The following is a 15,052-nucleotide window of genomic DNA, read 5'->3' on the forward strand; positions in this document are numbered from 1 at the left end:
GAGGGGACGGGCCTCGGATCCATGCCCTCCGAGGATGATCCATCCGGGCGCCCCCACGCCAGGACAGGATGGAACGTTGAATTCACGGCGAAGCCCTCAACCCAGGGGCGAACAGGAGGTCCGCTGCAGGCCTGTGGCGCCCGCCTGCACCCTCTACAGCGATGTATCCCTGCATCGTCCGGAGGCCACCTTGTGCCATGCTGCATGGCGACTCGTGGATTCCTCCTTCCTCAAGATCGGATCACTCGTCCTCGCCGGACTGCTCGCCCCGGGTGCGCTCGCGGCGGAGACGACGCGTGAGGAACAGGCGCGCGCGGAGCTGGAGCGTCAGCTTCGCGCCATGGTCCCCGAGTCCCCCGCCGAAGTGCAGTTGCTCTTCGAGGGCTTCAAGGCCGAGGAAGGCTACCGGCTCGTGGAGAGCGACTTCCTCCTGGATGGTGAACCGCTCGCGGTGCCGTCCATCGAGGAGCTCAACGCGCCCGGCGTCCACCGGCTCGCCGTGATGAAGGTCGAACCGGGGGAGCACACCCTGGTGTCGCGCGTCACGTACACCAACGGCTCCTGGAGCCTCTTCAGCGAGTCGAACGGCTTCCTCTGGAAGATCACCGCGTCCGTCGGCTTCCAGACCGAGCGCGGGCTGCGCGTCGCGGTGAAGGCCTCTCCCCGCGTCGTCCCCAACGCGCCGGATCCGCGCCTCAAGCTCAAGCTCACCCACGCCGTCACCGTGGAGATGATCAAGCCTCCGCAGGACGAGCCCGCCGTGGCCGTGAAGGTCGACGCCGGCACGCCCGCGAAGCCGCCACCGGACGCGGGCGCTCCCGTGAAGGTCGTCCAGCCCGCGACGCCCGATGCCGGCGTGAAGCCCACGACCACGGTCGTCTCCGTGACGCCGCCCGTGGAGCGCACGCCGGTGCCCACCGGCCGCCTGCGCCTCCAGGTCACGTCCAAGAAGCCCACCGCCGCCACCGCCTTCGTGCGTGGCACCGGGGAGCCGCTGAAGCTGGTGGTCCCCCGCAGCAAGCCCCACGAAGTGCCGCTGTCCGCGGGTGCGTACACCGTGGACCTCATCGCCGACGGCTTCCTCGCCCAGACGCGCCAGGTGGAGCTGGCCGCCGGTGCGGACGCGTCGCTGGCCTTCGCCCTGGTGCCGGCTCCCAAGGCCGCCAAGGCCGCCAAGGTGGTCGAGAACCACGTGGAGCTGCCCCAGTCCCTGGGCTTCGAGGAGATGAAGCCCGTGCCCACCAAGACCACGCTCGCGGGCCTGGACCTGATCGTGGATCTGCTCGTGCGCGACCCCAAGGCCCGCCTGCGCGTCGAAGGCCACACGGACGGCCGCGAAGTGCCCGCGCCCGCCCGCCAGGGCCTCTCTGATGCCCGGGCCCGCGCCGTCGCCGACCTGCTCATCCGGGCCGGCGTGGCCCCCTCCCGCATCGAGGCCGTGGGCGTGGGCGACCGCAGCCCCAAGGCCCCCAACCTCATTCCCCGCGGACGTGATCTCAACCGCCGCGTGGAGCTGGTGCTGCTGCGCCCCTGAGTCCCGGCGCCGTCGCGCTTGAGGTTGTCAGGGGGCTCTTCTAGCGTCCGGCCACCTCGCTTCGCCGCCTCGGGAGAGACGCGCCCATGCCTCGGTACGAGTTCACGGAAGGCAGCTCCAGCAAGTTCTGGGAGATCACCCTGGAGGGCTCCACGCTCACCAAGCGCTGGGGCCGCATCGGCACCGACGGCCAGGAGAAGGTCGAGGACTTCGAGTCCAAGGCCGAGGCGAAGAAGGCCTACGCCGCCCAGGTGAAGGAGAAGGAGAAGAAGGGCTACGCGCTCGTCGCGGGATCGGGGCCCAGTGGCGGTGACGCGCCGGCCGCGGTCTCCGCGTCCGACCCGGCCCTGGAAGCCGCCATCCTCGCCGCACCCGACGACGTGAAGGGCTACCTCGCGTACGCCGAGTGGCTCAAGGGCAAGGGCGATCCTCGCGCGGAGCTCATCCAGCTCCAGCACGACACGCTGGAGGCGTCCTCCTCCGCCGCCACGCTGATGCGCAAGCGGGCGTCGAAGTACATCGCGGAGCACGCGGACTCGCTGCTGGGCGATGAGCTGACGGAAGCCATCTCCGGGGAGGCGCTGAAGCTGGAGTGGCACCTGGGCTTCATCCGCGAGGCCCATCTGGGTCAGGTGGACTACGACTCGGACGAGGATGTCCCTGAGTTGCTGGGCCTGCTGCTGGCCCACCCCTCCGCCCGCTTCCTGCGGAGTCTCACCATCGGCATGGCCTGCTTCGACGGCGAGAACGAGTACCACGACACGCTCAAGGTGCTCGGCAAGTCGAAGCCGCTGACGACGCTGCGCCACCTGTTCATCGGCGACTTCGAGTACCCGGACGACACGGAGATCTCCTGGACGCACGTGGGCAACCTCCAGCCGCTCTACAGCGTGTTCCCGCAACTGCGGGAGCTGCGCGTGCGCGGTGGTGAGGTTGAGCTTGGGAAGATCGATCTGCCGGAGCTGCGGTCCTTCACCGTGGAGACCGGCGGCCTGCCGCTCAAGGCGGTGAAGTCCATCGTGAAGGCGCAGTGGCCGAAGCTGGAGGCGCTGGAGATCTGGTTCGGTTCGGACAACTACGGCGCGGGGGGCGGGGTGAAGGACATCCAGCCCCTGCTCGACGGCGAGGGCGTGCCGAACCTCCGCAAACTGGGTCTGCGCAACTCGGATTTCACCGACGCCCTGTGCGAGGTGTTGCCCAAGGCCAGGGTGGTCGCCCAGCTCCAGGAGTTGGATCTGTCCATGGGCACGATGACCGACGCGGGCGCGGAGACGCTGGCCTCGAACGCGAAGGCCTTCCAGCACCTCAAGACGCTGGACGTCTCCAACAACTTCCTGACCCAGGCCGGGCAGAAGCGGGTGGCCACCGCCGCTCCCTCCGTGATTCGTGGCAACCAGCGCGAGCCCTACGACGAGGACTCGCGCTACGTCGCCGTGGGCGAGTAGTCCCTCCCACGCTCATGTCCGCACCGCCGTTCCTGATCATCGGCAACCCCGGGAACCGGCGCGTCACGCTCTTCCAGGAGGCCCTGCACCACGCGGGGCTTCCTCCCGCGCACGTGGTGTCCTGGGAGACGGTGGCCCGCGAGACGGACGTCCTCCTGGAGCTGCCCGACGCGGAGCGCATCGTCCGCATCGACGCGGCGGGGGAGGACACGGACGTGGAGCGCGCATTCCTCAAGCGCGGCCACGCGGATGCGCTGACTTCTGGCTGTGAGGTGGTGACACCGGAGCAGGTGGACGCCCTGCCTTCCGAGCATGGCCGCGTGCTGTGCCCCCGGCAGCACCACCTTGGCTTCCTGCGCGTGCTGGAGGACCTGACGGAGCGGTTCGTCCGGCGTCCGCACTGGCGCGTGCTGTCGAAGCCCTCGGCCATCGCGGACCTGTTCGACAAGCGCATCACGTCGCGCCGGTACGCGGCCCTGGGCATCCCCGTGCCTGCGTTCCTGGACGGCATCGCCACACCGGACGCCCTGCGCACGGGCATGCGCGAGGCGGATTGGCGCGAAGCGTTCGTGAAGCTGTCCTGTGGCTCGTCCGCGTCGTGCCTCGCCGTGTACCGGCCGGGGCGCTCCGCGGGCTCCACCGGTTCGCTGCTCACCAGCCTCCACTGGGGGCCCACCGGGTGGTTCAACTCCCTCAAGGTGCGGCGCGTGTCGGAGGCAGGGGAGGTGGACGCGGTGCTGTCCTTCCTCCTGCGCGAGGGCTCGCAGGTGGAGGAGGCCCGGCCCAAGGCCCGGCTGGGCGGGGACGTGTTCGACTGCCGCATCCTCACGGTGCGCGGCGAGCCCGCCTTCACCGTGGTGCGCCAGAGCCGCCTTCCCATCACCAACCTCCACCTGGGCGGTTACCGGGGAGACCTGGACGAACTCCACGCGGCGGTGCCTCCTCGGGAGTGGGAAGCGGCGCTGGAGAGCTGCCGCGCCGTGGCCCGCGCGCACGACTGCCTCCACGTGGGCATCGACCTGATGTTCGAGGAGTTCTTCCACGGCCACCGCGTGCTGGAAGCGAACGCCTTCGGGGATCTGCTCCCCGGCCTCACGCGCGACGGCCTGTCCGTCTACGGATGGGAGATCCGCGAAGCGCTGCGCTGACTTCCGCCACTCCACAGCCGGGAGGTCGGCACGCGCTCCAGCAGCCCGGAGCCGAACACGCGATCCATCTCCAGGTACTCCAGGTGCACGTAGCCGATGTGGCAGCCGCACGTGTCCTTCGAGCACGCGCGCGGCTTCAGCGCCTGGTCGAAGTCCGGCGCGTACACGTTGCCCAGCGGTTCCTTGATGAAATGGCACCGGTAGGCCGTGCCGTCTCCGTCCACGGAGATCACGGACTCGCCCGCTCGGCAGGCCTTGCCCCGGCTGGGGTGGCGGGTGTTGTTCACCGGGAAGAGCGGATCGATGCGGGTGAAGCGCTCCACGTCCTCGGGCGAGTACGCGTCCAGGCCGTCCTTCACCGCGTTGATCCACAGGTACGTGTCTTCCGGCAGCTCGCGGCGCAGGGCCTCCGCCTCATCGGCGAAGCGCCGGAAACCCACCATGCCCGCGCTGTGACGCACGCCGTGCTCACTCAAGCGTTCGCACTGCGCCAGGAAGCGCGCGCGCTTCATCCACTCCGGGTGGTACGTGGCCCAGATGCCCAGCTTGTCGGTGCGGCAGTCGGTGAGCCAGTCCAGCCGGCAGGAGAGGTTGGTCTGCACCGCCGCGCGCTCCACGTGGGGCAGGTGCGTCAGCCGGGCCAGGGCCTGCTGATACCAGGGCCAGATGAGCGCCTCGCCCCACGGGGTGAAGAAGACGGACACGGTGTCCTGCGTGCGCGACTCCACCCACTGGAGGAACCGCTCCAGGTCCGCGCGGTCCTTCGTCAGCTCCTCTTCGCTCTGCTTCCACTTGCCGAAGGGGCAGTACTCGCAGCCGTAGTTGCAGCCGGACAACGGGCCCCGGTAGAGCACGGTGAGCTTCATCGCCAGGCGTACTCCTGCTTGCGCTGACGCACCGCTTCGGAGTCCAGCCACGGGCCAATCAGATCCGAGCGCTCCACGCCCGCGTCCGTGAGTTGGAACACGCCGCCCACGTCCCGTGCGAGCCCGTGCGCCTCCAGCTCCGCGAGCATCGGGAAGTCCTCGCGCGCGTCCGTGCCGAAGCGCTGGCGGTACGCCCCCGGACACACGCCCTCCGCCAACAGCGACAGCACCAGGTGCCGGTGGCGCTGCTCGGCCTCATCCAGCTTGAACCCGTAGCGCACCTCCCCGAAGGATGCGGTGTCGCGTTCGATGTACGCCTGGATGATGCCGCGCACCTCGCGCGAGGCGACCGCGTACTCGGACGAGTAGTGCACGTCGCCCGCGTACGAGCGCGCCCCCACGCCCAGCCCCACCATGCCGTCCTCCTGGCAGCGGTACACCGCGCCCCGAGCGGCCGGCGCGTGCTTCGCGCGGAACATCCGCATCGACACCTGCGTGTAGCCCTGCGCCAGGAGGAAGTCGCGGCCGGTGCGGTACAGCGAAAGGCGCAGGTCGTCCCACGCGCGCGACTTCTTCCCCAGGAACGTGAGGGGCCGCACGTAGAGCGGGTAGAGGTACAGCTCCTCCGGCGTGTACCGCAGCGCCGCCTTCAGCGAATGCAGGAAGGTGTCCGGCGTCTGGCCCTCGATGCCGTAGATGAGGTCCAGGTTGAGCGTGGGGAAGCCCGCGCTCCGGAGCAGGTCCAACGTGGCCTCCACCTGCGCCGTCTTCTGCGGCCGCGCCACCGCCGCGACCTCCGACTCCAGGAAGCTCTGCACGCCCATGCTCACCCGGTCCACGCCCCGGGCCTTGAGCACCGCCACCTTGGCCGCGTCCACCGTCTCCGGCGACACCTCCACGGACATGGGCACGGCGCGAGGGTCCACGCCCAGATCCGCCGCCAGGTCGAACACCGTCTCCAGGCCGGGAACGTCCAGCAGGGTGGGGGTGCCTCCGCCAATGGCGGCGCGCGCGAACGTCGCCGGCCCGAGCGCGTCCTTCACGCGGCGGGCCTCGCGCTTGAGCGCGGACAGCCACGCCTGGACCACGTCCTCCTTCGGGCCTGCGGCGGTGAAGAGGTTGCAGAACCCGCAGCGCATCTCGCAGAAGGGCACGTGCAGGTAGAGGAACAGCGCGTCCCGCTGCTCCTTCGCCCAGACATCCTCCAACGGGAGTGCGGGCGTGAAGGGGCGGTAGGCCGTCTTGTGCGGGTAGCCGTAGAGGTAAGCCACATAGGGCGTCCCTTCGAGCATCGACTCCAGGCGCGTCATGGCGCGGAGTCTAGCGGCAGCACGAACTCGCCATACGGAACAGTCCACACCACCGGGTGCCCCAGCCGGTGCCCCGAGTAGCCGTCCTCGCCATAGGCCGTCCCATGGTCCGAACACACGATGCAGAACGCCGGGCCCCGCCGCCGCAGCGCCTGGAACAGCCGGGGCAACTGGCCGTCCACGTACGCCAGGGCCGCCGCTTGCGTCTCCCGGGAGTCCTCCGTCGCCCCGGGCACGTAGTGCCGGTTCGGCTGGTGCAACGCGGAGATGTTGATGAACAGGAACACCCGCTGCTCCCGGGGCCGCGCGTCCAAGATGTTCACTGCGAGTGATGCCTGATTTTCCGTGGATTGGGGGTCTGTCACCCCCAGCTCCGGGGCCCAGTGAGACTCGGCGAAGAGGCTCGGGAGCACGCGGCCCAGGGGGTTCTTCAGGTTGAAGAACCCCACTCCACCAATACACACCGTGTGATAGCCGCGCCCGGCGAGGCCGGTGACGATGTCGGGCGCGTCCAGCACGCAGGTGCCCGGGGCTGTCGTCTCGCTGCCCTCGAAGCGCAGGGCGAACGGGCGTGGGTGCCGGCCGGGCGTGGCGGGGGTGGGGAAGAAGCCCGCGAAGAAGGCCTGGTGCGCGGCGTAGGTGAAGCTGCCCGGGCTGTGGCGCTCCTCCCACCGGCCTCCGGGCAACAGCCCGCCGAGCGTGGGCGTGCGACCGCCCTCCAGCGCTTCCCGGGCCACGTCGTACCGCAGCGTGTCCAACGTGAGGAAGAGCAGGTCGTGCGTGCCGACGATCGCGTTCAGGTCATGCATGCGGACGCTGGACCGGAAGCGGGGGCCCGTGACGTCAGGGCCCCCGCTTCCGGTCCGGGACATCGGGACTACGAGATGCTCGGCGCCGGCTCGAACTGGGGCTGGGTGGCCGCGGGGACCGGCGTCGGGGCCGGCGTCGAGGCGAACGGCCGGCGCGACCCGTCCGGGTTCTGGGTCGCGTTGAACAGCGTCGTGGCGAAGGTCTCCTGTCCGCGCTGGGACAGCGCGCGGAAGGCCTGGTCCATGGGGCGCTGACCGCCGGCCATGTCCGGCCCCAGGGTGCGGCCCAGCAGCTCACGCGCCTGCGACTCGTTGAGGCGCACCGAGTACGGGGAGCCGTCGTTCATCGCCGCGGCGTCGCCGGAGAAGGCACCCCGGGCGATGCGCGCGGCGTTCGGATCCGTGAAGGTGAGATCGTAGTTCGTCTCCGCGGGCTGACCGGGCCGCGTCGTGGTGGTCGCGCGCACGGAGTCGTTGATCCGCGTGTCGCCCTGGCCGGTGCCGTCCGGGCTCAGCCGCAGGTCGGTGGACTGGGTGCTGCCCGCCACGTTGCGGTCCGTCTGGCGCACGGTCCGGTTGCCGTCGCCGTCGCCCGTGAGGTTCGTCTCGCGCGCGGAGGTGGCCACCTGACGGCCCAGCACCCGGCCCGAACGGTTCTGGTCCAGGCCGTCCGTGGTGCGCACGTTGCTCACGCCGGGGCCGTTCTCGCGGGGCAACTGGCCGGTGCGCAGGAAGTCCTGGTACGCGGCCCGGCCCTCCGGCTGGGTGATGTTGAAGTCCGCCGTCTGGGTGCGCTCCAGGCGCTGGTCCTGCCGGCCCTCCAGGCCCCGGGCGCTGGCCGCGTCCTGCTGGCGGCCCTGGGACGTCACGGTGGCGCGCAGGGTGTCCGGCGACGTGCGCTCCAACTCGTAGCGCTGCGTCTGGCTGCGGTCGTACGAAGCGCCCAGCCCCAGCTCCCGGCCCACGCGGCCCGGACCCGCGGGGACGCTCGCGTTGAAGCCCGCCTGTCCGGAGACCTCTGCCCGAGCGCGCGTGCCCACCGGCCACGTCTCCGGGGCGGCGGGGTTGGGCAGTTGGCCGGCACGCATCGCGTCCGTCGCGGCCTGACGGGGAACTTCCACCCGCACGCTGCCATTCGCGCTGAACGAACCCGACGCCGACAGCCGCCCGCCGCGCGGCGTGGAGCCCCGGTTGCCCACCTGGCCCTGTGCCTCCATCACGAAGTTGTCGCCCTCCGTCCGCACGCTCGCGCGGCCCGACGGGCGCAGCGCCGCGGCCGGCGTGAAGGTGGAGCGCTCACGGTCGGCGCGCGCGGCGGCGGCAAGCTGCGCGGTGTCGACCTGCGGCTCGGCGGGGGCCTGCGACTCGGCGGCAGGGGCCTGACGCTCCACGGGAGCAACCGGCGTGCGGGGCGGGGTCGACGAAACGGGGCGATTGGAGATGGAAGTCATGTACCGAGTTTATCGGGCATTCCGACCTGATTGTTTCCACTCAGGGTGTAGGACTCACACTCCTGAAAGATGAGAGTTCCCAGGCCTTCTCCACACCTGCTCCCACCTGGGGGAGGACGTTCGCAGCGCAAAAAGCACGCCCTGTTGCAACTCAATGGCATGACTTGAAATGCGGCCTAAATGCGTATTACAGGTTTATCTCAACTTAAAGGGAGTGCCGACATGCAGAACATGCGGAAGCGGTTCTCGACGTCCCCTCGTAGCTGGCAGCCGTTCACGGCGCTGGTCCTGGGTTGCACCCTCGCGGTTCCGGCGGGCGCGCTCGCGGCGGACCGGACGCCCCCGGCGGCCTCGCGGGCCGTGGCGGCTCCGGGCGCGGCGGTCGTCACGGCGCTGAAGGCCGGTGGCAGCACGCTGGCGACGGCCTCCGGGCTGGTGTTCCACCAGACGGCGCGGCCCGTGAGTGCCCTGCGCTCCCTGAACGTGGTGGCGGACACCGGCGTGCAGATCCACGTCTGGAAGGAGCGTCAGGCGGACGGCACGGAGCAGGCCTATTCGGCCTACACGCGCGGCGGCACGGAGCTGCTGGGGCGCGTGCAGGAGGAGCAGTACCTCATCCGGTTGCAGGAGGCGTCGTTCGATCCGCTCGCGCGCAACGCGCCGCTGCTGGGCACCACGCTGGTGGCGGACCGGGACAACACCCTGTCGCTGGTGCAGTTCCATGGCACGCCGCTGCCGGAGTTCCGCGAGACGATCCAGAACGCGGGCGGCAAGGTGCTGCGCTTCCTGTCGGATCACACCTACCTCGTGGAGATGGATCCGGAGGTCCGCGCTCGCGTGGCGCAGCTTCCGGCCGTTCGCTGGGTGGGGGACTACCACCCGGAATACCGCCTGGAGCCGGCGCTGCGTGACGCGCTGCTGGGACGGGCCGAAGGGCTTGTGCCCCAGCGCTACTCCATCATGCTGGGCGAGGGCGGCCCTGCGCGGCAGGCCCGCGTGACGGCGCTGGTGCAGCGGCTGGGCGGCAAGGTGGACCTGGTGGAGCCGGGCGGCCTGCGCGTGGAGGCCACGCTCGACCAGGCGCAACTGGCCCAGCTTGCGCGCGCGAACGAGGTGCAGTTCATCGACCGGTGGGGTGGGCCCGGCGAGACGGACATGGACATCGTGCGCGAGACGGGCGGCGCCAACTACATCCAGGGGCTCAAGGGGTGGACGGGGCAGGGCGTGCGCGGCGAAATCTTCGACACGGAGCTGCGCACCACCCACCGCGAGTGGCCCACGCCGCCCATCGTCCACAGCACGGGGACGACGGGGTCGCTGCACGGCACGAGCTGCTACAGCCACAACTTCGCCCAGGGCATCGATCCGCTGGCGAAGGGCCTGCTCCCGAGCGGGCAGGGCATCTTCTTCCTGTACTCGGAGTCCACCCAGTTCGGCGGCACCAAGTCGCGCCTCGCGATGAACCAGGAGCTCATCAACCCGGCGGGCCCCTACCGCGCGGTGTTCCAGACCTCCAGCGTGGGCAGCACGTTGGGCACCGCGTACACCACCATCTCCGCGGAGGTGGATGACTACCTGTTCAAGGCCCCGCTCTTGAGCACCCAGTCCCAGAGCAACTCCGGGACGCGCAACTCCCGCCCGCAGGCGTGGGCGAAGAACATCGTCTCCGTGGGCGGCGTGCGGCACTACAACACGCTGGCGCGCACGGACGACCGGTGGAGCGCGGGCGGCAGCATCGGCCCGGCGGCGGACGGCCGCATCAAGCCGGACCTGGCCTTCTATTACGACTCGGTCCGGGGCGCGTCCGGCTCCAGCGACACCAGCTACACGGAGTTCAGTGGCACCAGCTCCGCGACGCCGCAGACGGCCGGCCACTTCGGCCTGCTGTTCCAGATGTGGCACCAGGGCGTGTGGGCCGGCAAGGGCGGCAAGGCGGACGTCTTCACCAGTCGCCCGCAGATGGCCACCGCCAAGGCGCTGATGATCAACGGCGCCGCGAAGTACAACTGGCTGGCCGGCGGCGCCAACGCGGATCTGGACCGCTACAAGCAGGGCTGGGGAACCTCCGACCTCAAGCGCCTGTTCGACCGCGCCGCGAAGACGTTCATCATCGACGAGACGGACGTCCTCACGCCCCTGGCCACCAAGACGTACAACGTCACCGTGGCCACCGGTGAGACGGAGCTCAACGTCACGCTGGCCTACAAGGACCCCATGGGCACCGTGGGCGCGGCCCGTGCGCGCATCAACGACCTGTCCCTGCGCGTGACGTCGCCCTCGGGCGTCGTGTACTGGGGCAACAACGGTCTGACGGCGGGCAACGTCTCCACCTCCGGCGGCGTCTCCAACAAGGTCGACACCGTGGAGAACGTCTTCCTCGCGCAGCCCGCCGCGGGCACGTGGAAGGTGGAGGTCCTGGCGGATGAAGTCGTGCAGGACGGCCACCCGGCGACGACGGCGGTGGATGCCGTCTACGGCCTGGTCGTGAGCGGCGGCACCCTCAGAACGGCGAAGGCTTCCCAGCCGTAGGCACCGCGGGTGTCGCATCCGCGCCGTGCGTGACCGCCGGAGTTTCCGGGGCACGCGCGGCGCGCTGCAGGACGGGCAGGGACGCACTCAACGGTCCCAGGTACAGCCGCCCGTGGAACCCCGTTTCCCCAGGCCCCGGGAAGAGCAGCACCTTCCGGGGCGTGTCGGGCTCCTGGCGCACCTCCGCCGTCGGGTTGATGCCGTGCACGTCGCAGTCCACCTGCTGCCAGACGTTGAAGCGGCACGCGTAGTGGACCCCCCGGGCGAAGCCCACCTCCAGCGCCTTCACCGGCGAGGAGGGCAGGGCCTTCGTCAACCGGGCCCCCATGGGTTCGAACTTCGAATCCCAGGCCACCCCCGCGGTGCGCACGTGCACGTCGCCCGCGAGCACCAGCATCCACGCGTCCGCGTGCTCCTGGCGGAAGGCGATGAGGTGGTTCGCCATCTCCTCCTCGCGCGCGTTGCCTGACGCGCCGTTGGAATCGAATGCGACCAGCGAGATGGCATGTCCCCGGGCCCGCAGGCGGCGCGCGGCCTCCAGCAGGTGGATGACACCGGCGCTGCTGCGCCCGTCCTGATCCACGCGGCGGAAGAAGGCGCTGAGCACCAGCAGGCGCTCCAGGTCCTCGCGCGTGCCCGGGCTCGCCAGGTATTCGTCCAGCGCGGGCTGATCCCCCGACGGCACGGACAGGGCCAGCGCCACGGGCAGCTTCTTCTCCGCCGCGTCGCAGAGCATCCGCGCGGCGGCGTCCGGCAGCTCGCGCGTGCCCAGCGGGTCCGCCACCAGCACCGTCTGGCCGGCGACGAGCAGCGGCTCCACGCCCTGCACCGCGTCCCCGCAGCGGGGTGGGGCGTCCGCGGACTCCGGGCCCCAGGCGGGCACCTTCACGTCGCGCACCGGGATGGACGCCTTGCCGCCCACCAGCTCCAGCGACGGGACCATCTCCAGCCGGGCCAGCAGCTTGCGCTCCTGGGGCAGGTCGCGGATGCCTCGGCGCAGCCTGAAGCCATCCAGCGTCGGCACGTTCTCGAAGGTCTCGCGCGCGAAGGGATCGCGCTCATGGACGTAGCGGTGGTCGTTCGTCTTCTCGCTGCCCGGCTCGGGCATCTGCTGCTCCACGGCCGATTCCGCCTCGCGGTACTGGAGCCGGAAGATGCGGATGACGGACTGGCGCGGGCCCACCTGCTCGCCGCGCACCATGTAGCGCTCGAAGGTGCGGTTGCCCCGCACGTTCACGCCAATCTCCCAGGACTGGGAGAACAGCTCATTCGTGTCGTTGTGCTCGAAGACGTCCAGCCGCTGCTCCTCCAGCAGGCGGCGGGTGGTGAACAGCGCCTCGTCCAGGGGCACCCGGAGGATCTTCTCCACGGTGGGGATGGGCTCGGCGTCCACCGGGTCCCCATCCAGTCCACGCGACAGGGCCGCGCACCCCGTGCACAAGAGTCCCAGCGTCCAGTGCCATCGCATGGCTCAACCCTCCCCGCGTGATGGAAGCGGTGCGGCAGGCGTGCCGCCCGTACGCATCAGCCTACGCTTCCAGGCCAGGAGCGGCTTCCTACCGTTGCGCCAGGAAACCATCCACCCGGAAACCCCTCCGCCCGGAGTGGCACGGGAGTGTCAGGGAGTGGGCGCGGGGGGCGCTTCTTCCTGCTGGGCGACGGGACGGTTCACCGCGCGCTGGATGACGGGCGGAGACGCGTTGAGCGCGCCCACGTAGAGCCGGCCGTGGAAGCCCTTGTCACTGGGCGCGGCGAAGAGCGCCACCCCGCGCGGCGTGCCCGGCTCCTGGCGGACCTCCACCGACGGGCTGAGCGCGTACACGTTGCACTCCACCTGCTCCCAGACGTTGAAGCGGCAGGAGAACTGGGAGCCGCGCGTGAAGCCCACCTCCAGCGCCTTCACGGGCGAGGAGGGCAGGGCGCGGGTCAGCCGCGAGCCCAGGGGGTCGTAGTCCTTGTTCCAACTGACCGGCTTCGTGCGCACGTGCACGTCGCCCGCGAGCGCCAGCATCCACACGCCCGGGTTCTCCTGACGGTAGGCAATGAGGTTCTTCGCCATCTCCTCCTCGCGCGCGTTGCCGGACGCGGCGTTGGAGTCGAAGGCCAGCACCGTGACGACGTTGCCCTGGGAGCGCAGCCGGCGCGCCTGTTCGATGAGGTGCAGGACGGCGCTGCTGCTGCGGCCATCCTGGTGCACCCGGCGCCAGAAGGAGCTGACCACCAGCAGGCGCTCCAGGTCCGCGTTGGTGCCCTCGCTCGTCACGTACTCGTCCAGCGTGGACTGATCCTCGGACGGCATGGACAGGGCCAGCGCCACCGGCAGCTTCTTCCCCGCCGCGTCGCAGAGCATCCGCGTGGCGGCCTCTGGCAACTCGCGCGTGCCCAGCGGATCCGCCACCAGCACCGTCTGACCGGCGACGAGCAACGGCTCCACGCCTTCGAGCGGCTCACCACACCGGGGGGCCGGCTGGGAAGCGTCCTCGTCCCAGCCCGCCACCTTCACGGAGCGCACCGGCGCGGACGTCTTGCCGCCCACCAGTTCCAGCGACGGGACCATCTCCAGCTTCGACAGCAGCCGCCGCTCCAACGGGAGGTCCCGGATGCCGCGCACCAGGGTGAAGCCTTCCATGGCCGGCACGCCGTCGAACGAGGTGCGATCGAAGGTCTTCCGGGCCAGGTACTTCTCCTCCTCCTGGACGCGCTCGTTGAGCCACTTGGGCTTCTGCTCGATGTTGGTGTCCTGCTCGCGGTAGCGCAGGCGGAAGACGCGGATGACGGACTGGCGCGGGCCCACCTTCGCGCCCTTCACGAAGTAGCGCTCGAAGGTGCGGTTGCCGGGCCGGTTCATGCCGGGCTCGTGCGCGGAGGTGTAGAGCTCGTTCTGGCCCTCGCGCTCGAAGACGTCGTAGCGCTGCTCCTCGAAGACGCGGCGCATGGTGAGCAGCGCTTCGTCCAGCGGCACCAGGTACACCGTCTCCTCGGTGGGCAATTCCCCCTGCTCCATGCCGTCCGCGTGAAGGTCCCGGGTCAGGCTGGCGCAGCCGCCGACACACAACGACAGTCCCAGCATCCAATGCCACCGCATGACGTGACCTCCTGCCGCCCGACGCGCCCCATATGGTGCCAGCGAATGGGGGAGGGCGTCCCGACCCCCTCGGCCAGGACGCCCGGATTCAGTCTACCGGGAAACGGCGGACGGCCGTGTGTGTCAGCCGGGACGGGCGGGGGAGGTTCCCTGGCCCGTGAGCGACCGGACGACATCCAGCGCGCCGGTGACGTGCTTCTTCACCTGCATCTGCGAATCGAACGCGTAGCGGATGGTGCCCGCGCGGTCCGCGATGAAGGTCACCCGGCCCGGCAGCATGCCCAGGAAGTTGGTGCCCACCCCGAAGGCCTTGCGCGCCGCGCCATCCGGGTCGCTCAACAGGCGGAACGGGAGCCGGTGCTTGGCGACGAACTTCTCATGCGACTCCGCGGAGTCGCTGCTGATGCCCACCACGTCCGCGCCCGCGTCCTTGAAGTCCTCGTACTGGTCGCGCAGGCTGCACGCCTGGACGGTACAGCCCGGGGAGTCATCCCGAGGGTAGAAGTAGATGACCAGCGCCTTGTCACCCAGCAGGTCGCGCAGCCGCACCGGCGCGTTGCCCGGGCCCATCAGCGTGATGTCCGGAACGGCATCCCCTTCTTGCAGCGTCTTGCCCATGGCACCTGCCTCCCTCTTCCTCCGGGGGAGCATGGACCGCGCCCGGCCTGACCCGCAAATCAATCGACCGGGTTGCTCGGGCTTCAAGGGCCTGGGCATTCTTTCAGGGAATGCCGTCGCGCGACCTGATGGACACCGAAGAACCCCGCCGGGGGGCTGCCCGCGCCGCCCCGCCGGAGCGGCTGTACCTGCTGTTGTTGGAGGGCAACACGTCGACGCTGGTGCCGCTGCCCCGGGAGGGGGCGGTGGTCATCGGG

General features: G+C 70.3%; 11 protein-coding genes. 4 read left to right on the top strand and 7 right to left on the bottom strand.

Annotation, left to right across the window (positions count from 1 at the left end; genetic code table 11):
• Window positions 1-214 precede the first annotated feature (214 nt).
• The 3 genes from D7V88_RS29240 (at window position 215) to D7V88_RS29250 (ending at window position 4,127) form a co-directional block, all read left to right on the top strand.
• Complete coding sequence (locus tag D7V88_RS29240; RefSeq protein ID WP_244238463.1) at window positions 215-1,534, top strand: OmpA family protein; 1,320 nt, start codon at window positions 215-217, stop codon at window positions 1,532-1,534.
• Window positions 1,535-1,620: 86 nt separating this feature from the next.
• Window positions 1,621-2,979, top strand: coding sequence for a WGR domain-containing protein (locus tag D7V88_RS29245; protein WP_120543908.1), 1,359 nt, complete (start codon window positions 1,621-1,623; stop codon window positions 2,977-2,979).
• A gap of 14 nt (window positions 2,980-2,993) precedes the next feature.
• Complete coding sequence (locus tag D7V88_RS29250; protein WP_120543909.1) at window positions 2,994-4,127, top strand: STM4014 family protein; 1,134 nt, start codon at window positions 2,994-2,996, stop codon at window positions 4,125-4,127.
• On the opposite strand, the gene D7V88_RS29255 is transcribed toward D7V88_RS29250, so the two are convergent.
• From D7V88_RS29255 to D7V88_RS29270, 4 genes are all read right to left on the bottom strand, one after another.
• Entirely contained in the window at window positions 4,094-4,993 is a 900-nt protein-coding gene (locus D7V88_RS29255; protein WP_120543910.1) for an STM4011 family radical SAM protein, read from the bottom strand. The two genes, D7V88_RS29250 and D7V88_RS29255, sit on opposite strands and share 34 nt — an antisense overlap.
• Window positions 4,990-6,303, bottom strand: coding sequence for an STM4012 family radical SAM protein (locus D7V88_RS29260; protein ID WP_120543911.1), 1,314 nt, complete (start codon window positions 6,301-6,303; stop codon window positions 4,990-4,992). The genes D7V88_RS29255 and D7V88_RS29260 overlap by 4 nt, the downstream gene beginning before the upstream one ends.
• Window positions 6,300-7,112, bottom strand: coding sequence for an STM4013/SEN3800 family hydrolase (locus D7V88_RS29265; protein ID WP_120543912.1), 813 nt, complete (start codon window positions 7,110-7,112; stop codon window positions 6,300-6,302). Before D7V88_RS29265 ends, D7V88_RS29260 begins: the two co-directional genes overlap by 4 nt.
• 68 nt (window positions 7,113-7,180) lie before the next feature.
• Window positions 7,181-8,563, bottom strand: a complete 1,383-nt coding sequence (locus tag D7V88_RS29270; RefSeq protein WP_120543913.1) for a hypothetical protein — start codon at window positions 8,561-8,563, stop codon at window positions 7,181-7,183.
• Between the two features lie 222 nt (window positions 8,564-8,785).
• Between D7V88_RS29270 and D7V88_RS29275 the strand changes: the two genes are divergently transcribed.
• Window positions 8,786-11,092, top strand: coding sequence for a DUF8729 domain-containing protein (locus tag D7V88_RS29275; RefSeq protein ID WP_120543914.1), 2,307 nt, complete (start codon window positions 8,786-8,788; stop codon window positions 11,090-11,092).
• Here D7V88_RS29275 and D7V88_RS29280 read toward each other — a convergent pair.
• The 3 genes from D7V88_RS29280 to D7V88_RS29290 form a co-directional block, all read right to left on the bottom strand.
• Window positions 11,064-12,560 carry a TraB/GumN family protein gene (locus D7V88_RS29280; protein ID WP_244238464.1) on the bottom strand — a complete coding sequence of 499 codons (1,497 nt, stop codon included), beginning with the start codon at window positions 12,558-12,560 and terminating at the stop codon, window positions 11,064-11,066. The genes D7V88_RS29275 and D7V88_RS29280 overlap by 29 nt on opposite strands.
• Before the next feature lie 150 nt (window positions 12,561-12,710).
• Complete coding sequence (locus tag D7V88_RS29285; protein ID WP_120543915.1) at window positions 12,711-14,177, bottom strand: hypothetical protein; 1,467 nt, start codon at window positions 14,175-14,177, stop codon at window positions 12,711-12,713.
• Window positions 14,178-14,300: 123 nt separating this feature from the next.
• Window positions 14,301-14,795 carry a peroxiredoxin gene (locus D7V88_RS29290; RefSeq protein WP_120543916.1) on the bottom strand — a complete coding sequence of 165 codons (495 nt, stop codon included), beginning with the start codon at window positions 14,793-14,795 and terminating at the stop codon, window positions 14,301-14,303.
• Window positions 14,796-15,052 lie beyond the last annotated feature (257 nt).

It is taken from the genome of Corallococcus terminator, from assembly GCF_003611635.1.
Classification (GTDB): Bacteria; Myxococcota; Myxococcia; order Myxococcales; family Myxococcaceae; genus Corallococcus; species Corallococcus terminator.